Origin of the sequence: Oceanobacillus sp. FSL W7-1309, assembly GCF_038002145.1 — a bacterium.
Classification (GTDB): domain Bacteria; phylum Bacillota; class Bacilli; order Bacillales; family Amphibacillaceae; genus Oceanobacillus; species Oceanobacillus profundus.
The window spans coordinates 2,222,004-2,244,366 of sequence record NZ_JBBOBX010000001.1; the positions used below are offsets into that span (position 1 = coordinate 2,222,004).

Consider the following 22,363-nt stretch of genomic DNA (forward strand, 5'->3'; position numbering starts at 1 on the left):
TTTTACTCGTGGTTCAAAGCAAAAAGTCAAAATTTAAAAAGCGGGCATGTTATACGTTCAGTCGCATATATATTACAGGAGTGCTATTGAGAAATTAAGTCAAACCACTTTTATATTCCCGACTAAACAGATATTAAACGACAAATATACGGATTTTTTTTATAAAAACTCCAGAACCCTTTGCAATCGGCCGAATTCAATGCTATTATTAAATAGAATTTTATCGATCGTTTAACAGTTGTCGGAGGTGTATGGTTTTGTCGGAAAGCTTGCAGGAGATATTAGTTAAGTTACCAAAGAACCTATTGAATGAGGTGGATGGATTAATGAAATATGAAAATAGCGATTTAAGCGATTTTATATGTAAAGCAACACAAAATTATCTAAACCACAAGAAAGAGGAGCATATTCAGCGATTTCACGAAAACATGCAACGTGGATATGAAGAAATGGGTCGAATTAATTTAACGATAGCTTCAGAAGCCTTTCAAGCCGAAGAGGAGGCTGAAAACACCCTTGAGCGCTCTGTGATCGGGGTGTAATAATTTGATCGTTCAAAGAGGCGAGGTATATTTCGCTGACTTATCCCCTGTAGTAGGATCAGAGCAGGGAGGCGTACGCCCTGTATTGATCCTTCAAAATGATATTGGAAACCGTTTTAGTCCCACGGTGATTGTTGCAGCAATTACTGCACAAATTCAAAAGGCGAAGTTGCCTACGCATGTAGAAATCGATGCAAAGCGGTACGGATTTGACCGCAACTCGGTAATACTACTAGAACAGATCAGAACGTTGGATAAGCAGCGCTTAACGGATAAAATAACAAAATTAGATAATGAAATGATGACAAAAATAAACCAAGCTTTAGAAATTAGTCTTGGACTGAAAGACATTTATAGCAATAACTAATGATGCCCTTATCGAACTGAGAAAGGGTATTTTTTGTGTCGTTAGCCAATTATAACCAGGGATTTATTACCAAGAAAATATAGGTATTTCGAATCAAATGCTAAGAAAGCGTGTCAGACGAAGGGAAATGGCGTTATGTAAAACTTTTTGAAGGATTATTTGTATGTTAAAATAGATGATAGTTTATAGATGTATCCGTACTATTTTGATTTGCACTTTTAATATGAACGTGTAACAATATTCGTGACATTACCAGTTGATTACGGAGGGAAGATGATGGAATTCAAAAGGTTACTGATTGAGAATAGTGATTCAATTGTACAAAAATGGATGGAGGAAATCGAATCACTTAAGGATAGCAACTATACTGCGACAATATCAGACGAACTATATGAAAGCACAAACCGTGAGTTTGTTAATGTTATTTTTACCAGCATTCGAAATGAAGGCTCCACGAAAGCAGTGGAGGATTTCTCTGAAAAAATTATTAACCTCGGATGGCCATTAAGTTATATTACAGACGGTTTGCAAATATTTAGGAGAGTATCTACTGAATATTTAATAACGCAATCGGAAGTAGTAGATTCTAACTTTTTCACTGAACTATCATCGAGTGTTAATGAGTGGGTAGAACCATTGATACGTGAATTAGTGAATGAATACTCTGGAAGCTGGGAACACATTGTTTCCTTGCAACGAGTAGCGTTACAAGAGTTATCTGCACCACTAATTCCAGTTATGGAAGGTATTACAATTATGCCGTTAATTGGAACGATTGATACTGAGCGTGCAAAATTAATAATGGAAAACCTGCTAGAAGGAGCTATAAAGCATAATTCAGAGGTTGTTTTAATTGATATTACTGGTGTTCCAGTTGTTGATACAATGGTAGCTCATCATATCATACAAGCTGCTGAAGCTGTAAGGTTGATTGGCTCAACATGCATCCTTGTGGGGATTCGTCCAGAAATAGCGCAAACTATTGTGAACTTAGGAATCGATTTAAGTAATTTCCCGACGAAAAGCTCCTTAAAGAAGGGATTCTCAACGGCCCTAGCGATTACTGGTAGACATGTAACAGACCTGAATGTAAAAGAAAATAACATTGAGAAAATGATGGATTCTTTACGAGGAGAGTGAGATGAATGCGAATTCCGATTCTGAAACTACACAATTATTTATTGATTTCGATTCAGACGGAAATAGATGATCAGACAGCAATACAATTTCAAGAGGATTTATTAGATAAAATTCATAAAAGTGGTGCGTCAGGTGTTGTTATTGATTTAACATCTGTTGAAATCATTGATTCATTTATTGCAAAAGTATTAGGTGACGTAGTTTCAATGTCAGATTTAATGGGGGCAAAAGTAGTTTTAACTGGAATTCAACCTGCTGTAGCGATGACACTAATTGACTTAGGTATTCATTTAAAAAATGTACCTACAGCATTGGATCTTGAACAGGGGCTCATTAAGCTGCAACAGGAACTGGGGGTATAATAATGGAACCACAGTCCTGTGTTAACATTCATAAAGAGTGGGATATCGTTGGTGCGAGACAGCTTGGTCGTGAAATGGCTAAAAACCTTGGATTTGGTACAGTCGATCAGGCAAGAATTGCAACTGCGGTATCAGAATTAGCTCGAAATATATACTTATATGCCGAACAAGGGCAAGTTTGCTTTGAAATAATCGACTCAATCGAGCGACGAGGGTTATGCATGATGGCAATTGATTCAGGACCTGGAATCGCCGATATTGGTCAGGTTATGCAAGATGGCTTTACAACTTCCGGTGGGCTTGGCGCAGGACTTCCAGGTGTTAAGCGGCTAATGGATGAATTCGATATTCGTTCAGAAGTAGGAGAGGGAACAAAAATAATAGCGACAAAATGGATTCGTTAATTAAGGGGGCGGTGTTTGTTAGCTAGGCTAATAAACACCTTTCTTATAAGTGCGTGTTTAAAAAGGAGGATGAAAAGGACCGAGAAGTTCGAGGCGGTGACACTTTGAGTACCGGAACGTATGCAATTAATACGTGAGGAACGGGCTTGCACAGGATGTGCTGACTTCTACGTTGCCCACAGGACGTGGGCGGTTTTAGCAGAAGGTCCCCTACGATGTGTCATTTTCACCGGACTTTTTGGACAACCTCTGTAAATAAAAAAATACTTCCTGTTATTTGGCTTTTAGGGGGAATCGAGATGGAAGAGCTTATTAAACTACACGCTGCAACGTACAAAGAGTTATTAAAGAACTATGTAGATACACAAGATGAGCGAGCTTTGTATGGTGTTGAGAAGGTCACGAAAGCTTTTATTAAAGAGAATATATTACCAGAAGAAATTGTCAACCTTCATATTGATGCGATGGAGGAAGTGTCGACAAAGCTTAATAAGGATTACAAACATTCAATGAATTTTTTACTAGAAGCGATGATTTCTTATGGACTTGCAATGCAAGAAATTCAAATGCTTCGGGAAGAAAAGCATGTACTTGAATCCGAAATTTCTGTTGCAGCAAGCATGCAAGAAACACTTTTAGGAACAACGAAGCCGTCTATTGAGGGATTAGATATTGGGATAGTCAGTGTTCCCGCTCATCAAATGAATGGAGATTATCACCATTTTATAAAAGGTAAAGACGGTTCATTAGGAATCGCAATTGCAGATGTCATCGGAAAAGGTATCCCGGCAGCCTTATGTATGTCGATGATAAAATACGCGATGGATAGTTATCCAGAGGAATCAATGAGTCCAAAATCGATATTAAAAAATTTGAACCGGGTTGTAGAAAGAAATGTTGACCCCAGCATGTTTATTACGATGTGCTATGCTCAATACTTGCCTTCAGAACAAAAGCTTCGTTATTCCTCAGCCGGGCATGAACCGGGCTATTATTATAATGCAAAAAATGATACGTTTAAAGAAATAGATGCAAAAGGGCTTGTTTTAGGCGTATCCCCGGATTCGGAATACAGTGAGTACGAATTAGTGATTGAAAAAAATGATATGATTATTCTATTGACTGATGGTGTAACAGAGTGCCGAGATGGAGAAAGGTTTATTGAAAGTCAGGAGGTACTCAGCATCATTAGAAAATATGCCTATTTACCAGCTCAAGAAATGGTAGATAATGTGTACAAGCATTTTGAGCGGTTACAGGATTTCCAGTTGAGGGATGACTTTACATTACTTATTCTGCGAAAAAAGGTTTAGCTTTTTAAAATAACGGGTAATACAAGAGTTATGAAGAAAAAATGGCAGTTCTATCAACTGATCAATGTCGAATAGAGACATGAATGTACTACATAGTGATAGACGTATGGGAGGTAAATCATGAATTTAACAGTTAATGTAGTTGAGGAAAATGAAAAGTCTGTTTTGAATGTATCGGGTGAAATAGATGCTTATACCGCTCCAAAATTAAAGGAATCTTTACTTCCCTTAACGAAAAAGGAAAAGAATAAAGTAGAAGTTAATTTGGAGAATGTTACGTATATGGATAGTACGGGACTAGGAGTTTTTGTTAGTGCCTTAAAGTCTACGAAAGAAAATAATAGCACGTTAACATTATTAAATTTACAAGACCGTGTACTTCGTATTTTTAAGATTACAGGATTGGATGAAGTGATTACGATTAGAGCGGCGATTCGAGGTGGAAATGAGTGATGGAAAGATTTGATTTTGTCGAGTTAAAGATCCCTGCGGAAGCGGAGTATGTGGGTGTTGTTCGTTTGACAATGTCTGGGATTGCAAATAGAATGGGTTTTTCTTATGAGGATATTGAAGATTTAAAAGTTGCGGTTTCAGAAGCGATAACGAATGCAGTTACACATGCTTATGACGATACAGGTCAAGGTGAGATAACGATTGGTTTTGGAATCTATGATGACCATTTGGAAATTATGATTGCGGATCGTGGCAATAGCTTCAATATGCAGAAGGTAAGAGACGAAATAGGACCATATGAACGGGACGAACCCATTGAGAACCTTAGAGAAGGTGGGTTTGGATTATTTTTAATTGAGGCTTTAATGGATGAAGTGCAGATCAATAATAATTACGGTGTCATTGTACTAATGAAAAAGTACCTTAGCGAAAAAGAGGTGGATTTTGATGGCGACCAAGTCTCAACCACACAATAGAGGAAGAGACGAGGTATACCAATGGATTGAACATCTCCAAAAAGAGCCAAAAGATGAGGAAATTCAAGAGAAAATTGTGCTAACTTATAAGGATTTGGTAAGCTCCATTGCTAGGAAATATTCCAAGAATAGTGCAATTCATGAAGATTTGGTGCAAGTAGGGATGATTGGGTTGTTGGCTGCTGTCAGAAGATATGATCCAACGTTTGGCAAGTCATTTGAATCCTTTGCAATCCCAACAATCATTGGTGAAATCAAACGATTTATTCGTGATAAGACATGGAGCGTTCATGTACCTCGTCGTATAAAAGAATTGGGACCGAAAATAAAAAAAGCAGTAGATGAATTAACAACAATGAATCAGAAGTCTCCAACTGTACATGAAATCGCGGAATATTTGGATGCGTCTGAAGAGGAAATACTGGAAACGATGGAAATGAGTAAAAGTTATAAAGCATTATCTGTTGACCGTAAGATTGAAGCAGATTCAGATGGTAGCTCTGTAGCTATATTAGATTTAGTAGGAAATGACGAAGCAGGATACAACAATATTGATCAAAAAATGTTGATTGAGAAAATTTTCCCTATCTTGTCAGAACGCGAACAACAGATACTAGAATGTACGTATTTTAAAAATATGAGCCAGAAAGAAACAGGTGAATTATTGGGAATTTCCCAAATGCATGTTTCCAGACTTCAAAGGCGTTCTTTGAGAAAGCTTCGCGAAGCAATACAGTCCGATAAAACGGAGGTTTTCGATTGAACGGGAACAGTAAAGTAGAAGTATCTGTTTTTCAGAAAGCTAAAAAAGGTAATTATCTTTGTGGCGATAGTTATTTTTATACAGAAACGGAAAATGAATTTGTTTGTGCGTTAGCAGATGGTTTAGGTAGTGGTGAATTTGCAAAGGAATCTTCACAAATTGTTATCAATATTATCCGAGACAATATTGGAGCGACAGTGGAGGAATTAGTTAAAATATGTAATGCTAGGTTAATGGGAAAACGTGGGGTTGTACTTGGAATTTTAAGGATGGACTATCGTACGAAGATATCTGCGTTTTCCTCCATAGGTAATATAGGTATTATGTCGATTACAACGGATAGAAAAAAAAAGCGAAATATCCCAAATGCGGGTTATTTGGCTGGGTACCATCGGCCGTTTAAAGTCATGACACAAAAGCTTGAACCTGGGATGACTTTTGTCATTTTTTCTGATGGCGTATTGGATAAAGAATTATCGCAGCACTTTTTTATGAATAAAGATGTTCGATGTATTACAAAAGCATACGAACAGACAAGTGATAAAATTAGAATGGACGATACCACGCTAATTGCAGTGAGATATATAGCAGAGAAACAACTTTTGGCTGACTAAAACATAAAGTCAGCTTTTTTTGTTACTTAGAGAATAAATTTGAATACTGTGGATAATTTAGTTATCTAAACGGCCACGTGGACGAAGCATCAAACGACTAGCGATACTTCCCTCAACTCAATGACGCGATAAAAGAAGTCAATTAGGAATTCGCCTATTTTTTTGATAAAATAATATTGGTATATAAAGGAGGAACAACTTTGACAGATCAGTTAGATAGCAATCTTATAAAATGGGTTTCCAAGGAAACAGAAGTGAATACAACGACAATAAAAAAAGTAATTGAACTATTAGATGAAGGTAACACCGTTCCTTTTATTGCGAGATATCGTAAAGAAGTTACTGGTGGTCTTGATGAGGTACAAATTAAAGCTGTGCAGGATAAATGGCATTATGCTGTTAATCTCTCAGATAGAAAACAAGAAGTGCTTCGCATTATTGAGGAACAGGGCAAATTAACAGAAGAACTAGAAAAAGAAATTAAGCAAGCTACACAATTACAGCGTGTCGAAGATTTATATCGACCATATAAACAAAAGCGTAGAACGAAAGCTACCATTGCTAAGGAGAAAGGATTAGAGCCTTTAGCAGAGTTGATTTGGAATCAAGAGCCTTTCAACATCGAGCAAGAGGCTGCGAAATATCTTTCAGAGGAGTATGAATTACATACACAAGAAGATGTGATAGCTGGAGTGAATGATATTATAGCGGAATGGATTTCAGATGATGCTGCATACCGCGACTACATTCGCGAGGAAACATTTAAACGCGGTACTATCCAGGCAGAAGTAAAAAATGCCGAGAAGGATGAAAAAGGCGTTTATGAAATGTATTATGCTTACAGTGAAGCAGTTCGTTCGCTTGTATCACACCGTATTCTGGCATTAAATCGTGGCGAAAAAGAGGACGTTCTAAGAGTGGCAATTGAGGCACCGGCAGAGCGGATCGTCCAGTTTCTGCAAAATAAAGTAATTAAACGAAGTGCGGACACTGCATTAGCAGCGATTTTAGAAGTTGCTATTGAGGATAGTTATAAGCGATTAATTCAGCCATCGGTGGAGCGAGAAATTCGGAACAGCTTAACAGAAAAGGCCGAAGATCAAGCAATTGAGGTTTTTTCCGTAAACTTGAAAAATCTATTGCTTCAGCCACCATTAAAAGGCAGAACGGTGCTTGGTGTTGACCCGGCTTTTCGAACGGGCTGTAAGTTAGCTGTTGTTGACGAGACTGGAAAGGTTCATGAAGTAGGTGTTATGTACCCAACTGCACCAAGGAATGATGTTGTTGGGGCAGAAAAAATAGTGATGAGCATTATTCGTAAATATGGAGTGGAGCTTATCGCTATTGGTAATGGAACCGCATCACGTGAAACAGAGCAATTTATTTCTGATGTAATCACAAACAATAGCTTGAGCATTCCTTATATTATTGTGAATGAAGCGGGGGCTAGTGTTTACTCTGCATCTGCATTAGCCCGTGAGGAGTTTCCTGATTTTCAAGTAGAAGAAAGAAGTGCTGTATCCATTGCGCGCCGTGTTCAGGATCCTCTAGCAGAGTTAGTAAAAATAGATCCGAAATCAATTGGTGTGGGGCAATACCAGCACGATGTTACGCAGAAGTCTCTTAATGAATCACTGAGCTTTGTTGTAGAAACAGCAGTTAACCAAGTTGGAGTTAACGTAAATACAGCATCTGCATCTTTACTGCAATATGTTGCGGGATTGAGTAAAACAGTAGCTCTTAATATCGTGAAGCAGCGAAATGAAGAAGGTAAATTTACGGATCGAAAACAATTGAAGAAAATTCCTCGACTAGGTGCAAAAACGTATGAGCAGGGAATTGGTTTCTTACGAATTATTGATGGAGATAATCCATTAGATCGAACGCCTATTCATCCAGAAGTATATGCACACACAAAGAAACTTTTAAAGATGATTGGCTGTGAGCTAACGGATATTGGCACAGAAAAACTCCGGACAAAAATGAATGAATTAGATAAAAAAGAAACTGCGGAGAACTTAGAAATCGGAGTGCCAACATTGATTGACATGATGGACGCCTTGAGTAGACCTGAACGTGATCCGCGTGACGATTTTCCACAACCGTTACTGAAGCAAAATGTCGTTGCCCTTGAAGATCTTCAAGCAGGTATGGAAATGCAAGGAACGGTTAGGAATGTAGTCGATTTTGGAGTATTTGTAGATATCGGTGTGAAACAAGATGGTCTTGTTCATATTTCAAAAATGGCAAACAAGTTTGTGAAGCACCCAATGGATATTGCTTCTGTTGGAGATGTCGTAACAGTATGGGTAGAGCAAGTTGATGTCAATAAAGGAAGAATCGCTTTAACGATGGTAAAAAGTGATAAATAATAAAAAAACGTTCCTAAAGTTGTTTTAGGAACGTTTTTATTTTATTCTAGTTCACTTGCTGCTTCTACTTCACTTAAGGAGATGCCAAGTGCATTTGCTACACCTTCACCATACGCTGGGTCAGCTTTGTAGCAGTTGTTGATATGACGTAACTGAACTTCTTTACTAGTACCTTGCATGTTTCTTGCGGTATTTTCAAAAAGTCTTTGTTGTGCTTCAGGTGATTGAAGACGGAATAACTTACCTGGTTGTTCATAGTATAGGCTATCATCTTCATCGAAATCCCAGTAGTTTGCATCTCCACCTAATTCTAGTGCAGGCTCTTGGTGTTCTTTGCTATCTTCCCACTGACCATAGCTATTAGGGCTGTATGATACATGTCCACCTTGGTATGGATGGATGCGCATTGCTCCATCGCGGTGATATGGATGGAAGTTCTCCGCATTTTTCGGGAAGTTAACAGGGATTTGCCAGTGGTTTACACCTAAGCGATACCGCTGTGCATCACCATAAGAGAATAATCTTCCTTGCAGCATTTTATCTGGTGAGAAGCCAATACCAGGTACAATATTTGTTGGAGCAAATGCTGCTTGTTCTACTTCTTCAAAGTAGTTTTGCGGGTTACGGTTAAGCTCTAACTCACCAACTTCAATAAGTGGGAAGTCACCTTTATACCAAACTTTTGTTAAGTCAAATGGGTTGTAAGGCATGTTTTTAGCTTGCTCGTCTGTCATAACTTGAATGTACATTTTCCATTTTGGATTTTCGCCACGCTCGATTGCTTCGCGTAAATCTCTAGTATGACTGTCAAGGTCACCACTATGGATTTCTCCAGCTTCCTGGTCAGTCAAGTTTTCAATACCTTGCTCTGTATAGAAATGGAATTTAACCCAATGACGTTCGTTGTCAGCGTTAAACATACTGTACGTATGGCTTCCAAACAGGTTCATATGTCTAAATGTTTTTGGAATTCCACGATCAGACATGATAATTGAAACTTGGTGCAAAGCTTCTGGGAGACTAGTCCAGAAATCCCAGTTAGCTTGTGGATTATGCATATTTGTAACCGGATCTTTTTTAACTACGTGGTTCAAGTCAGGGAAACGCTTAGGATCTCTAAAGAAGAATACTGGTGTGTTGTTGCCTACAAGATCCCAGTTACCTTCTTCTGTATAGAATTTCATAGCTGTACCACGAATATCACGATCAGCATCCCCTGCGCCACGCTCGCCAGCTACTGTTGAGAAGCGTAAGAACATATCCGTCTTTTTACCAACTTCAGAGAAAACCTTAGCTTTCGTGTACTTCGTAATATCATTTGTAATAGTTAACGTTCCATAAGCACCTGCTCCTTTAGCGTGCATACGACGTTCAGGAATTACTTCTCTATCAAAGTGTGCTAGTTTTTCAAGAAACCAAAAGTCTTCCATTAATAGTGGACCTCTAGGACCAGCTGTTTTTGAATCATCATCATTAGGTACTGGAGCACCAAAAGCCGTAGTCATTTTCTTTTTAATTTCTTCACTCATGTTATCCCTCCTGAATAGTTAAATACAATAATTATAATATCACAATCATTACCAGATTACTATAAATATAGTTTGTTAGATAAACACGGTTTATACATGTTAAATAAGGATTAATTCTCTTTCAAATTAGGATTTTATAAAATCAATAAATACTTAGTTACGGGTTATCATATGCTGTTTTTAATAAGGCTAATCAAGATTCTTTATTCGTAAATATTATCATTTATAATCATTAATTGAGAAAAATAGAAGCGATGGTAGATAGGGGAAGGTATTTTAAACAAAACATAGTAATATAGTAGAAGGAGAGTTACAAAGAGAACATTCATACGTAAAAAGCATAAGTAATATTTTTATGCTAAAATTAGAAGAAGGTTAAAGTGACTTATTCATATAGAGAAGGTAGTTATGCAAATGGAATTATTAAATGAAAAGGAATTATATGAAATCGTTAATAAACTCTCGATTACTTATTTTCATAAACCTTTCATAGATGAAGTAAGGTTCAATCATCGACTAAGAACAACAGGTGGCAGATATATCCCTGCGAAAAGGGTGATTGAATTAAATCCGAAGTATGCGGTAGAGATGGATAAAGCTGAATTTATAGGCATCATTAAACATGAACTTTGTCATTACCATCTTCATATAGAAGGGAAGGGTTATCGTCACAGGGATGAAGATTTCAGGAAATTACTAAAACAAACAGGATCTCCAAGGTTCTGTAGTCCACTACCTTCACAAGAACAAAGGTACAAATATGAGTATAGATGTAAAAAATGTAATCAAGTATACGAAAGAAAAAGACGTATCAATATAAAAAAATATAGGTGTGGTAAGTGCCGAGGAGTCTTAACATATACTTCTATAAAATAAAAATGTGACGTTTAGTATCCTTCTTGCAAATGTCATTATTCTACGTATTAAGTTGTAAGTTTAATACGTTTATATACTAAATAAAGATTTTGTTTGCTTTTGTAAAATATTAAAATAAACCATTGACGAAATATGTCATCCATGTTAAATTAAATAAGCTAATAAGTCAGTTTTCGATTGTGAAAAACTTTCCAGAAAGTCCTTGACAACTAAAAGAAGTTGTTGTATGATATTCAACGTCGCTGTAATTATTCCTTGGTTTTGCTTTGAGAGAAAATGAGCCTTATCAAAGGTGAAGGATACTTAATTCAGTGAAGTACATAAGTGCATCAATATTATTCCACAGTAGCTCAGTGGTAGAGCAATCGGCTGTTAACCGATCGGTCGTAGGTTCGAATCCTACCTGTGGAGCCATCCGGAGAAGTACTCAAGTGGCTGAAGAGGCGCCCCTGCTAAGGGTGTAGGTCGTGTAAGCGGCGCGAGGGTTCAAATCCCTCCTTCTCCGCCATTTCAAAATGGCCCGTTGGTCAAGCGGTTAAGACACCGCCCTTTCACGGCGGTAACACGGGTTCGAATCCCGTACGGGTCATCATTTCTTTAAAAAATAAAATCATTTGGTCCGGTAGTTCAGTTGGTTAGAATGCCTGCCTGTCACGCAGGAGGTCGCGGGTTCGAGTCCCGTCCGGACCGCCACAAGTTGGGCCATAGCCAAGCGGTAAGGCATCGGGTTTTGATCCCGTGTACCCTAGGTTCGAATCCTAGTGGCCCAGCCAATTTTATTTATAAAAGAAGAAGTTAATACTATTTCATTAAATAGTATTTTTTTATTCCTTTCTATAAAATAAGTATATTGCTACTTCAAAACAGGATAGTGATATTTCAATCATGAGCCATTAGCTCAGTCGGTAGAGCATTTGACTTTTAATCAAAGGGTCGAAGGTTCGAATCCTTCATGGCTCACCATTTCATTAATCTATTGTTTTTGCGGTCGTGGCGGAATGGCAGACGCGCTAGGTTGAGGGCCTAGTGGGTGAATAACCCGTGGAGGTTCAAGTCCTCTCGACCGCATCATTTATCTGATAGATTTTTTCTGCGCCCGTAGCTCAATTGGATAGAGCGTTTGACTACGGATCAAGAGGTTAGGGGTTCGACTCCTCTCGGGCGCGCCATAACGGGAAGTAGCTCAGCTTGGTAGAGCACTTGGTTTGGGACCAAGGGGTCGCAGGTTCGAATCCTGTCTTCCCGACCAGTAATGTATGTATGAAAAATTATTTTATTATGCGGGTGTAGTTTAGTGGTAAAACCTCAGCCTTCCAAGCTGATGATGAGGGTTCGATTCCCTTCACCCGCTCCAACTTACCAATATGGGCCTGTAGCTCAGCTGGTTAGAGCGCACGCCTGATAAGCGTGAGGTCGGTGGTTCGAGTCCACTCAGGCCCATTCAACTTTTTTAAAAAAAGATGTTGACATCTTTTCACAAAGATGATAAGATATAAAAGTTGTCGAAAACGAAGGAATATTTCGAAAGTAAAATATTTTAAAAAAAGTTATTGACAACAAATTGGAAGACATGATATATTAATAAAGTCGCTTCAAAAGAACGACAAACAAATTTGCTCTTTGAAAACTGAACAAAACAACCAGTATGTCAAGAAAAAGGAAACTCGTTTTTCTTTTTAAAACAAGTAGAAGTCAGCTTCTACAAAAGCTAAGTATTACAAACTTTTATGGAGAGTTTGATCTTGGCTCAGGACGAACGCTGGCGGCGTGCCTAATACATGCAAGTCGAGCGCAGGAAATAAACAGAACCCTTCGGGGTGATGTTTATGGAATGAGCGGCGGACGGGTGAGTAACACGTGGGCAACCTGCCTGTAAGATCGGGATAACTCGCGGAAACGTGAGCTAATACCGGATAACACTTTTCATCTCATGGTGAGAAGATAAAAGACGGTTTCGGCTGTCACTTACAGATGGGCCCGCGGCGCATTAGCTAGTTGGTGAGGTAACGGCTCACCAAGGCGACGATGCGTAGCCGACCTGAGAGGGTGATCGGCCACACTGGGACTGAGACACGGCCCAGACTCCTACGGGAGGCAGCAGTAGGGAATCTTCCGCAATGGACGAAAGTCTGACGGAGCAACGCCGCGTGAGTGATGAAGGTTTTCGGATCGTAAAACTCTGTTGTTAGGGAAGAACAAGTTGGGTAGTAACTGACCCAACCTTGACGGTACCTAACCAGAAAGCCACGGCTAACTACGTGCCAGCAGCCGCGGTAATACGTAGGTGGCAAGCGTTGTCCGGAATTATTGGGCGTAAAGCGCTCGCAGGCGGTCTTTTAAGTCTGATGTGAAAGCCCACGGCTTAACCGTGGAGGGTCATTGGAAACTGGAGGACTTGAGTACAGAAGAGGAGAGTGGAATTCCACGTGTAGCGGTGAAATGCGTAGAGATGTGGAGGAACACCAGTGGCGAAGGCGACTCTCTGGTCTGTAACTGACGCTGAGGAGCGAAAGCGTGGGTAGCGAACAGGATTAGATACCCTGGTAGTCCACGCCGTAAACGATGAGTGCTAGGTGTTAGGGGGTTTCCGCCCCTTAGTGCTGAAGTTAACGCATTAAGCACTCCGCCTGGGGAGTACGGCCGCAAGGCTGAAACTCAAAAGAATTGACGGGGGCCCGCACAAGCGGTGGAGCATGTGGTTTAATTCGAAGCAACGCGAAGAACCTTACCAGGTCTTGACATCCTCTGATACCTCTAGAGATAGAGTTTTCCCTTCGGGGACAGAGTGACAGGTGGTGCATGGTTGTCGTCAGCTCGTGTCGTGAGATGTTGGGTTAAGTCCCGCAACGAGCGCAACCCTTGATCTTAGTTGCCAGCATTCAGTTGGGCACTCTAAGGTGACTGCCGGTGACAAACCGGAGGAAGGTGGGGATGACGTCAAATCATCATGCCCCTTATGACCTGGGCTACACACGTGCTACAATGGATGGAACAAAGGGAAGCGAACCCGTGAGGTCAAGCCAATCCCATAAAACCATTCTCAGTTCGGATTGTAGGCTGCAACTCGCCTACATGAAGCCGGAATCGCTAGTAATCGCGGATCAGCATGCCGCGGTGAATACGTTCCCGGGCCTTGTACACACCGCCCGTCACACCACGAGAGTTGGTAACACCCGAAGTCGGTGAGGTAACCTTTTGGAGCCAGCCGCCGAAGGTGGGACTAATGATTGGGGTGAAGTCGTAACAAGGTAGCCGTATCGGAAGGTGCGGCTGGATCACCTCCTTTCTAAGGATTATTACGGAACCCTACGGAATAAGGAAGGCCGATTAAGATCGCCACGTCCTGTGGCAACATCGGCATGACCTACATCCTGTAGGCCCGACATACTTGGTTGTTTGGTTCAGTTTTGAGAGAGTAAAAAAGATCTCTCAAAGGATTGAAGGATCTTCTGTTAAAACCCGTCACGTCCTGTGACGAACACAGAAGTCACCACATCCTGTGGAAGCTTGTACCTTGAAAACTAAATAAGAGTAACAACGACATCAATATTTTTAAATAAAAGCAAGGCTAATAAATTAGTACGCTTATTTACTGTAACTTAGTTAAGTGAATAAGGGCGCACGGTGGATGCCTTGGCACTAGAAGCCGATGAAGGACGGGACTAACACCGATATGCCTCGGGGAGTTGTAAGTAAACTTTGATCCGGGGATTTCCGAATGGGGGAACCCACTGTTCGTAATGGAACAGTACATGCATCTGAATACATAGGGTGCATGAGGTAGACCCGGGGAACTGAAACATCTCAGTACCCGGAGGAAGAGAAAGAAAAATCGATTTCCTGAGTAGCGGCGAGCGAAACGGAAAGAGCCCAAACCAGAAAGCTTGCTTTCTGGGGTTGTAGGACACTCCACTCGGAGTTACCAAGGAATTCTTTAAATGAATCGACCTGGAAAGGTCAGCCACAGAAGGTAACAGCCCTGTAGTTGAAAAAGAATTCCCTCCGGAGTGTATCCTGAGTACGGCGGAACACGTGGAATTCCGTCGGAATCCGGGAGGACCATCTCCCAAGGCTAAATACTCTCTAGTGACCGATAGTGAACCAGTACCGTGAGGGAAAGGTGAAAAGCACCCCGGAAGGGGAGTGAAATAGAACCTGAAACCGTGTGCCTACAAGTAGTCGAAGCCCGTTAATGGGTAACGGCGTACCTTTTGTAGAATGGACCGGCGAGTTACGATCGTATGCAAGGTTAAGTGGAAGACACGGAGCCGCAGCGAAAGCGAGTCTGAATAGGGCGAATGAGTATGCGGTCGTAGACCCGAAACCGTGTGATCTACCCATGTCCAGGGTGAAGGTCAGGTAACACTGACTGGAGGCCCGAACCCACGTATGTTGAAAAATGCGGGGATGAGGTGTGGGTAGGGGTGAAATGCCAATCGAACACGGAGATAGCTGGTTCTCTCCGAAATAGCTTTAGGGCTAGCCTCAAGAAATAGAGTACTGGAGGTAGAGCACTGATTGGACTAGGGGCCCTCACCGGGTTACCGAATTCAGTCAAACTCCGAATGCCAGTTACTTTTACTTGGGAGTCAGACTATGGGTGATAAGGTTCATAGTCGAAAGGGAAACAGCCCAGACCGCCAGCTAAGGTCCCAAAGTATACGTTAAGTGGAAAAGGATGTGGAGTTGCCCAGACAACCAGGATGTTGGCTTAGAAGCAGCCATCATTTAAAGAGTGCGTAATAGCTCACTGGTCGAGTGACTCTGCGCCGAAAATGTACCGGGGCTAAACGTATCACCGAAGCTGCGGATTGTTCTTACGAACAATGGTAGGAGAGCGTTCTAAGTGCTGTGAAGTCAGACCGTGAGGACTGGTGGAGCGCTTAGAAGTGAGAATGCCGGTATGAGTAGCGAAAAAAGAGTGAGAATCTCTTTCACCGAATGCCTAAGGTTTCCTGAGGAAGGCTCGTCCTCTCAGGGTTAGTCGGGACCTAAGCCGAGGCCGAAAGGCGTAGGCGATGGACAACAGGTAGATATTCCTGTACCACCTCATGATTGTTTGAGCGATGGGGGGACGCAGTAGGATAAGGAATGCGCACTGATGGATATGTGCGCCCAAGCAGTGAGAAAGTCAGATAGGCAAATCCGTCTGGCAATTTCAAGCTGTGATGGGGAGGGAAATTTAGTACCGAAGTTCCGGATTTCACACTGCCAAGAAAAGCCTCTAGTTAGATCATAGGTGCCCGTACCGCAAACCGACACAGGTAGGCGAGGAGAGAATCCTAAGGTGAGCGGGAGAACTCTCGTTAAGGAACTCGGCAAAATGACCCCGTAACTTCGGGAGAAGGGGTGCTTCATTTACATGGAGCCGCAGTGAATAGGCCCAAGCGACTGTTTAGCAAAAACACAGGTCTCTGCGAAGCCGAAAGGCGAAGTATAGGGGCTGACACCTGCCCGGTGCTGGAAGGTTAAGGGGAAATGTTAGCCGCAAGGCGAAGCTTTGAACCGAAGCCCCAGTAAACGGCGGCCGTAACTATAACGGTCCTAAGGTAGCGAAATTCCTTGTCGGGTAAGTTCCGACCCGCACGAAAGGTGCAACGACTTGGGCACTGTCTCAACGAGAGACCCGGTGAAATTATACTATGCGTGAAGATGCGCATTACCCGCGACAGGACGGAAAGACCCCGTGGAGCTTTACTGTAGCCTGATATTGAATGTCTGTGCAGCTTGTACAGGATAGGTGGGAGCCTTGGAAACCGGAGCGCTAGCTTCGGTGGAGGCATCCGTGGGATACCACCCTGGCTGTATGGACATTCTAACCCAGGACCGTGATCCGGTTCGGAGACAGTGTCAGGCGGGCAGTTTGACTGGGGCGGTCGCCTCCCAAAAGGTAACGGAGGCGCCCAAAGGTTCCCTCAGAATGGTTGGAAATCATTCGTAGAGTGTAAAGGCACAAGGGAGCTTGACTGCGAGACCTACAAGTCGAGCAGGGACGAAAGTCGGGCTTAGTGATCCGGTGGTTCCGCATGGAAGGGCCATCGCTCAACGGATAAAAGCTACCCCGGGGATAACAGGCTTATCTCCCCCAAGAGTTCACATCGACGGGGAGGTTTGGCACCTCGATGTCGGCTCATCGCATCCTGGGGCTGTAGTCGGTCCCAAGGGTTGGGCTGTTCGCCCATTAAAGCGGTACGCGAGCTGGGTTCAGAACGTCGTGAGACAGTTCGGTCCCTATCCGTCGTGGGCGTTGGAAGTTTGAGAGGAGCTGTCCTTAGTACGAGAGGACCGGGATGGACACACCGCTGGTGTACCAGTTGTTCCGCCAGGAGCATCGCTGGGTAGCTACGTGTGGAAAGGATAAGTGCTGAAAGCATCTAAGCATGAAGCCCCCCTCAAGATGAGACTTCCCATCACTTCGAGTGAGTAAGATCCCTCAGAGACGATGAGGTTGATAGGTTCGGTGTGGAAGCGTGGTGACACGTGGAGCTTACGGATACTAATCGATCGAGGACTTAACTAAATTCTTTATTTGATGTCTTGTTTACTCTTATTTAGTTTTTAAGGTATAAATTCAAAAAAACCTTGCATTTTTATTCGGAAATGCATATAATAAAACTTGTCCTTGTTTTTGAGGATTGTCTGGTAGCAATAGCGAAGAGGCCACACCTGTTCCCATGCCGAACACAGAAGTTAAGCTCTTCAGCGCCGATGGTAGTTGGGGCTTTGCCCCTGCAAGAGTAGGACGCCGCCAGGCAAGTTTTTATATGATTTTCCAATTGAATTAGGAAGATCAACATATCGCGGGGTGGAGCAGTCTGGTAGCTCGTTGGGCTCATAACCCAAAGGTCGTAGGTTCAAATCCTGCCCCCGCAACCAAAAAAAATAACTTGAAATAAGTTGAAGCTAGAAGTACTGGATTAATGTACCTGTTAGGTTTTCAACATATATTATTATTGGTCCGGTAGTTCAGTTGGTTAGAATGCCTGCCTGTCACGCAGGAGGTCGCGGGTTCGAGTCCCGTCCGGACCGCCATTTACATATTATATTAGCTATTAGACACATGATTCCAGAAAATGAATCATGTTTTTTTGATTTATAGCATTCATTTAGCAATACTATAAATTATCTTTCAGAAAGCTTATTACATAGATAAACCTTCGCTACTGCCCTCAAAAAAGTTTTCCCATTTTGACTTAATTAGGAGAGAAGATTCCTCCTCAGGCGAAATAGGGTTATGGTGGAGATGAATCGTACTCAATAAGGGAAGTAGCTTTAGCGTTCATACTCATCTTACAAAATAGTATTTTCACCTTCAGTATAATCTCCAATATAGTATCACAGGAACGAATTAGTGTTAGGAAAGTTAAATAAATGTGCGTGAGAAAAGCATATATGTTATAGAAATCATTAGGTTGCTTTACTCAAGAATCTCCATCAAAAATTTTTGTAAGGAATTAAGGTGGAGTAGTTCAAATCTTTTTGCTATCATAGTTGTAGTCGATAAAAAGAATGGTGATTAATGTGGACGAATTCTCTTTTATAGAATCAATAAAGCAACATACGTACAACCAATCATCTTTGATCAAAGGAATTGGGGATGATGCAGCTGTTTTTAGTTCGTTATCACAAAATATTGTTTCTGCAGTAGATACATTTGTCGAAGGAGTGCATTTTTCAAAGGAGACGATGTCACTTTTTCATGTAGGCTACCGGGCGCTTGCTGCAAACATCAGTGACTTAGCGGCAATGGGAGCAACCCCTGCATTTTACCTTGTTTCGATTGTAATTCCAAAAGGTTGGTCACAGGAAGAACTGTTACAAATATTCAATGGAATGCGTCACTTAGCCCGAGCATATAAAATGGATTTAATCGGTGGAGATACAGTATCGGGAAAGGAAATGTGCATTTCAGTTACTGTAATAGGCTTTACGATGAAAGATAAGGCTCGCTATCGAAGTACAGCCGAGTCAGGCGATATAGTCTTTGTAACTGGAACATTAGGTGACTCAGGGGCAGGGTTACATATTTTAACCCATTCAAATAACTATAAGGAAGCTTCTTATTATATAAATAGACATAGAATGCCAAGTCCTCGAATTTCTTTTGCAATCGGTTTAGGTCACTTAGCTCGCGTAACATTAAACGATATTAGTGATGGAATAGCGAGTGAGGCGAATGAAATAGCCGAAGCTTCGAACGTTACTCTTCTATTAAATGAATCTGAAATTCCAACAAACAGCTCTTATAATCAATTTCCTGTGGAATTACAAGAAAAATGGAAGTTGTTTGGTGGAGAGGACTTTGAATTGTTAGGTACAATCCCTCCAAAGGATTGGGATAAGGTTCAGCAAATTGGAGAGTTAACGAATACAAATGTTACGAAAATAGGTGAGGTTGTGGAAGCAGGCAAAAATGGCAAAGTCATTTTAAAGCAAAAACATAAATCTATCCTATTAGAAAAAAAAGGTTATACACATTTAAAGTAGGTGAGTATATGGTACAAATACAGACAAATACAGTAGCAGAGACACAGGTAATTGCAGAAAAGCTTGCAACTTTGCTCAAGCCTGGAGATGTTATAACATTGGAAGGTGAGTTGGGTGCTGGAAAAACAACTTTCACAAAAGGCTTGGCGAAAGGACTTGGTGTCAAACGTAATATCAGCAGCCCCACATTTACGATTATAAAAGAATATGAAGGAACTCTCCCTTTATATCATATGGATGTATACCGACTTGAACACTCTGATGAAGATATTGGATTTGAAGAATATTTTCATGGAAATGGAATTACAGTTGTTGAGTGGGCACAATTCATTGAAGAGTTTTTGCCAAACGAGCGTTTAGCGATTAGAATTGGCTATATAGATGAGGATAAAAGAATACTTGAATTTACAGCTTCAAGTTCTCATTTTGAAGAGGTTATGAATGAATTGATTAGTTAGGAGTTACGAGAATGAATATACTTGCAATAGATACCTCCAATCAAGTCCTAGGTGTGTCAGTACTAAAAGGCGATCAGATTATTGGAGAAGTGATGACGAATCTTACAAAAAATCATTCGGTTCGTTTAATGCCAGCTATTGAGAAGTTAATGAAGGAAGTATCGATGAGGCCGGAGGAACTGGATAAAATTATAGTTGCCAAAGGTCCCGGTTCCTATACTGGTGTCCGAATTGGAGTCTCAACAGCAAAAACAATGGCTTGGGCTTTAGATATACCTGTGGTAGGTGTTTCTAGCTTAGAAGTTTTGTCCTATCAAGGAAGGTTCTTTAATGGCGTAATTTGTCCGTTTTTTGATGCTAGACGGGGATTAGTGTTTACAGGGTTATATCAATGGAGGAATAATCATTTAGAAGCCGTTTTTGAAGAAAAAAATCTATTAATGGAAGATGTGCTTCAGACATTAAAGGAGCAAGAGACAAACGTTCTTTTTTTAAGTCCTGATATTGCAATCTATAAAGAAGCGATTGAAAAGGGGTTAGGTGAAAGAGCGATTATTCCGGAAGGACCATACCATATTCCACAGGCAGGGCATTTGGGTCTTGCTGGACTAACAAAGCAACCAGATACTACACATGCATTAACACCAAATTACTTACGTTTAGCAGAAGCAGAGGCGAATTGGTTAAAAGCGCAAAAGGAAAATGAAAACCATGGCTAAATGTGTAATACGGAAAATGGAAGTTTCTGATGTAGATCATGTAATGGAAGTTGAGCGTGCGTCTTTTACAACGCCGTGGACAACAGATATTTTCTACCAGGAGCTTCTTGATAATAAACACGCGCATTATTTTGTCTTACAATTAGATGAGCAGATTATAGGTTATATTGGAACATGGATTGTTATTGATGATGCACAAATAACGAATATTGCTATTATGCCTGGGTTTAGAGGTCATAAACTTGGAGAGAAACTTTTTGGATATACCGTTCAATATGCATTGCAATTAGGTGTAAAACGATTATCATTAGAAGTAAGACAATCCAATATTCCAGCCCAACGTCTATATCAGAAGTTCGGACTTGTGCCAGGTGGGATTCGCAAAAATTACTATACAGATAATCAAGAAGATGCTATCGTTATGTGGGTGAATTTAAAATGAAAAAAGATACAATTATACTTGGAATTGAAACGAGCTGTGATGAAACAGCAGTATCGATTGTAAGAAATGGTACAGAGATAATAACAAATGTCGTCGCTTCCCAAATTGAGAGTCATAAGCGATTTGGTGGTGTCGTGCCTGAAATAGCTTCCAGGCATCATGTAGAACAAATGACGGTCGTTCTGGAAGAAGCATTTGAAAATACAGATATAACGTGGGACGAAGTGGATGCGATTGCTGTTACAGAAGGACCAGGGCTTGTAGGAGCATTGCTAGTTGGAGTGAATTCAGCGAAAGCATTGTCCTTTGCAAAACAAAAGCCGTTAGTTGGTGTGCATCATATCGCTGGTCACATCTATGCAAATCGATTAGAAAAGGATTTTGAGTTTCCATTACTAGCATTAATCGTTTCTGGTGGTCATACAGAGCTTGTCTTAATGAGAGAGCATGGCTCCTATGAACTAATCGGGGAGACCCGAGATGATGCAGCAGGTGAAGCCTATGATAAAGTAGCGCGAATGCTTAACCTGCCATACCCAGGTGGACCACATATCGACCAGTTAGCTGCAATTGGTAAAGAAACGATTGATTTTCCAAGAGCATGGTTAGAAGAAGGAAGCTACGATTTTAGCTTTAGTGGATTGAAATCTGCAGTTATTAATAAAATTCATAATGCCAAGCAACGTGGCGAGATATTAAAAAATGAAGATATTGCTGCTAGCTTTCAGGCTAGTGTTGTTGAGGTGCTGACAACAAAAACATTAGAGGCTGCTAAAGAATATAATGTTAGCCAAATAATTGTTGCTGGTGGAGTCGCTGCAAATAAAGGATTGAGAAAAGAACTGGAAGCTGTTTTTTCCGAAACGGATATTCCTTTACTCATTCCAAATATCAAGCTATGTACAGACAATGCTGCCATGATAGCTGCAGCAGGAACGATTGCATTTGAGCAAGGGAGACGGTCTGGGCTTGATTTAAATGCAAATGCATCGTTAATGTTAAAATAGAAGTAGATTATTCACAGGGGTGTGGATAATTTAGTGAAA

18 protein-coding genes, 13 tRNA genes and 3 rRNA genes are annotated in these 22,363 nt (G+C 41.0%); 33 read left to right on the forward strand and 1 reads right to left on the reverse strand.

The features are described 5' to 3' along the window. Positions 1-257: 257 nt before the first annotated feature. The 11 genes from NST46_RS10610 to NST46_RS10660 all read left to right on the forward strand — a co-directional run bounded on the left by NST46_RS10610 (position 258) and on the right by NST46_RS10660 (position 8,806). Positions 258-542 carry a CopG family ribbon-helix-helix protein gene (locus tag NST46_RS10610; RefSeq protein WP_095311884.1) on the forward strand — a complete coding sequence of 95 codons (285 nt, stop codon included), beginning with the start codon at positions 258-260 and terminating at the stop codon, positions 540-542. Between the two features lie 4 nt (positions 543-546). Next, on the forward strand, positions 547-909 hold the full coding sequence (locus NST46_RS10615) for a type II toxin-antitoxin system PemK/MazF family toxin (RefSeq protein ID WP_095311886.1): 363 nt from the start codon (positions 547-549) through the stop codon (positions 907-909). Positions 910-1,185: 276 nt separating this feature from the next. After that, entirely contained in the window at positions 1,186-2,049 is an 864-nt protein-coding gene (locus tag NST46_RS10620) for an RsbT co-antagonist protein RsbRA (protein ID WP_240033796.1), read from the forward strand. Between the two features lie 5 nt (positions 2,050-2,054). Then, on the forward strand, positions 2,055-2,411 hold the full coding sequence (locus NST46_RS10625; RefSeq protein ID WP_095311891.1) for an STAS domain-containing protein: 357 nt from the start codon (positions 2,055-2,057) through the stop codon (positions 2,409-2,411). A gap of 2 nt (positions 2,412-2,413) precedes the next feature. After that, positions 2,414-2,815 carry an anti-sigma regulatory factor gene (locus tag NST46_RS10630; RefSeq protein ID WP_095311893.1) on the forward strand — a complete coding sequence of 134 codons (402 nt, stop codon included), beginning with the start codon at positions 2,414-2,416 and terminating at the stop codon, positions 2,813-2,815. 299 nt (positions 2,816-3,114) lie between these two features. Then, positions 3,115-4,128 carry a PP2C family protein-serine/threonine phosphatase gene (locus NST46_RS10635; protein WP_095311895.1) on the forward strand — a complete coding sequence of 338 codons (1,014 nt, stop codon included), beginning with the start codon at positions 3,115-3,117 and terminating at the stop codon, positions 4,126-4,128. A gap of 120 nt (positions 4,129-4,248) precedes the next feature. After that, the gene (locus tag NST46_RS10640; RefSeq protein WP_095311897.1) at positions 4,249-4,581 is read left to right on the forward strand and encodes an STAS domain-containing protein; all 333 of its coding nucleotides are present in this window, start codon (positions 4,249-4,251) and stop codon (positions 4,579-4,581) included. Then, a complete protein-coding gene (rsbW, locus tag NST46_RS10645) occupies positions 4,581-5,057 on the forward strand; it encodes an anti-sigma B factor RsbW (RefSeq protein WP_095311899.1) in 477 nt (158 codons plus the stop codon). Before NST46_RS10640 ends, rsbW begins: the two co-directional genes overlap by 1 nt. Next, positions 5,029-5,820, forward strand: a complete 792-nt coding sequence (gene sigB / locus NST46_RS10650) for an RNA polymerase sigma factor SigB (RefSeq protein WP_095311901.1) — start codon at positions 5,029-5,031, stop codon at positions 5,818-5,820. The genes rsbW and sigB overlap by 29 nt, the downstream gene beginning before the upstream one ends. Further along, positions 5,817-6,434, forward strand: a complete 618-nt coding sequence (locus tag NST46_RS10655) for a protein phosphatase 2C domain-containing protein (protein ID WP_095311902.1) — start codon at positions 5,817-5,819, stop codon at positions 6,432-6,434. Before sigB ends, NST46_RS10655 begins: the two co-directional genes overlap by 4 nt. A 200-nt stretch (positions 6,435-6,634) precedes the next feature. Beyond that, positions 6,635-8,806, forward strand: coding sequence for a Tex family protein (locus tag NST46_RS10660; protein ID WP_341137164.1), 2,172 nt, complete (start codon positions 6,635-6,637; stop codon positions 8,804-8,806). A 41-nt stretch (positions 8,807-8,847) separates the two neighbouring features. On the opposite strand, the gene NST46_RS10665 is transcribed toward NST46_RS10660, so the two are convergent. Further along, a complete protein-coding gene (locus NST46_RS10665) occupies positions 8,848-10,335 on the reverse strand; it encodes a catalase (protein WP_118889729.1) in 1,488 nt (495 codons plus the stop codon). A gap of 414 nt (positions 10,336-10,749) precedes the next feature. On the opposite strand from NST46_RS10665, the gene NST46_RS10670 reads away from it, so the two are divergent. The 22 genes from NST46_RS10670 (at position 10,750) to tsaD (ending at position 22,324) form a co-directional block, all read left to right on the forward strand. Further along, positions 10,750-11,211 carry a SprT family protein gene (locus NST46_RS10670; protein ID WP_340002900.1) on the forward strand — a complete coding sequence of 154 codons (462 nt, stop codon included), beginning with the start codon at positions 10,750-10,752 and terminating at the stop codon, positions 11,209-11,211. Between the two features lie 339 nt (positions 11,212-11,550). Continuing rightward, positions 11,551-11,625 (forward strand) — tRNA-Asn (locus NST46_RS10675). 3 nt (positions 11,626-11,628) lie between these two features. After that, positions 11,629-11,719: transfer RNA gene (locus NST46_RS10680), tRNA-Ser, on the forward strand. Between the two features lie 9 nt (positions 11,720-11,728). Then, a tRNA-Glu gene (locus NST46_RS10685) sits at positions 11,729-11,800 on the forward strand. Positions 11,801-11,827: 27 nt separating this feature from the next. Then, positions 11,828-11,904 (forward strand) — tRNA-Asp (locus NST46_RS10690). A 5-nt stretch (positions 11,905-11,909) separates the two neighbouring features. After that, a tRNA-Gln gene (locus tag NST46_RS10695) sits at positions 11,910-11,984 on the forward strand. Between the two features lie 114 nt (positions 11,985-12,098). Continuing rightward, a tRNA-Lys gene (locus NST46_RS10700) sits at positions 12,099-12,174 on the forward strand. Positions 12,175-12,195: 21 nt separating this feature from the next. After that, positions 12,196-12,279, forward strand: a tRNA-Leu gene (locus tag NST46_RS10705). A 24-nt stretch (positions 12,280-12,303) separates the two neighbouring features. Further along, positions 12,304-12,380, forward strand: a tRNA-Arg gene (locus NST46_RS10710). Between the two features lie 3 nt (positions 12,381-12,383). Continuing rightward, positions 12,384-12,460: transfer RNA gene (locus NST46_RS10715), tRNA-Pro, on the forward strand. Between the two features lie 31 nt (positions 12,461-12,491). Continuing rightward, positions 12,492-12,565: transfer RNA gene (locus tag NST46_RS10720), tRNA-Gly, on the forward strand. A gap of 12 nt (positions 12,566-12,577) precedes the next feature. Continuing rightward, positions 12,578-12,651: transfer RNA gene (locus NST46_RS10725), tRNA-Ile, on the forward strand. A gap of 284 nt (positions 12,652-12,935) precedes the next feature. After that, positions 12,936-14,497: ribosomal RNA gene (locus tag NST46_RS10730) — 16S ribosomal RNA — on the forward strand. Between the two features lie 315 nt (positions 14,498-14,812). Then, positions 14,813-17,731: ribosomal RNA gene (locus tag NST46_RS10735) — 23S ribosomal RNA — on the forward strand. Positions 17,732-17,849: 118 nt separating this feature from the next. Then, positions 17,850-17,965, forward strand: a 5S ribosomal RNA gene (rrf, locus tag NST46_RS10740). The 16S, 23S and 5S rRNA genes sit together here with 13 tRNA genes alongside, the layout of an rRNA operon. Before the next feature lie 45 nt (positions 17,966-18,010). Then, a tRNA-Met gene (locus NST46_RS10745) sits at positions 18,011-18,087 on the forward strand. A 79-nt stretch (positions 18,088-18,166) separates the two neighbouring features. Beyond that, positions 18,167-18,243: transfer RNA gene (locus NST46_RS10750), tRNA-Asp, on the forward strand. 477 nt (positions 18,244-18,720) lie between these two features. After that, entirely contained in the window at positions 18,721-19,698 is a 978-nt protein-coding gene (thiL, locus tag NST46_RS10755) for a thiamine-phosphate kinase (protein ID WP_445254265.1), read from the forward strand. Positions 19,699-19,706: 8 nt separating this feature from the next. Then, the gene (gene tsaE / locus NST46_RS10760) at positions 19,707-20,156 is read left to right on the forward strand and encodes a tRNA (adenosine(37)-N6)-threonylcarbamoyltransferase complex ATPase subunit type 1 TsaE (protein ID WP_095314472.1); all 450 of its coding nucleotides are present in this window, start codon (positions 19,707-19,709) and stop codon (positions 20,154-20,156) included. An 11-nt stretch (positions 20,157-20,167) separates the two neighbouring features. Next, positions 20,168-20,875 carry a tRNA (adenosine(37)-N6)-threonylcarbamoyltransferase complex dimerization subunit type 1 TsaB gene (gene tsaB / locus NST46_RS10765; protein WP_095314474.1) on the forward strand — a complete coding sequence of 236 codons (708 nt, stop codon included), beginning with the start codon at positions 20,168-20,170 and terminating at the stop codon, positions 20,873-20,875. Then, positions 20,859-21,317 (forward strand): ribosomal protein S18-alanine N-acetyltransferase, encoded by a 459-nt coding sequence (gene rimI, locus NST46_RS10770; RefSeq protein ID WP_240033884.1) that lies wholly within the window; start codon positions 20,859-20,861, stop codon positions 21,315-21,317. Before tsaB ends, rimI begins: the two co-directional genes overlap by 17 nt. Further along, a complete protein-coding gene (gene tsaD / locus NST46_RS10775) occupies positions 21,314-22,324 on the forward strand; it encodes a tRNA (adenosine(37)-N6)-threonylcarbamoyltransferase complex transferase subunit TsaD (RefSeq protein WP_095314478.1) in 1,011 nt (336 codons plus the stop codon). The genes rimI and tsaD overlap by 4 nt, the downstream gene beginning before the upstream one ends. Positions 22,325-22,363 lie beyond the last annotated feature (39 nt).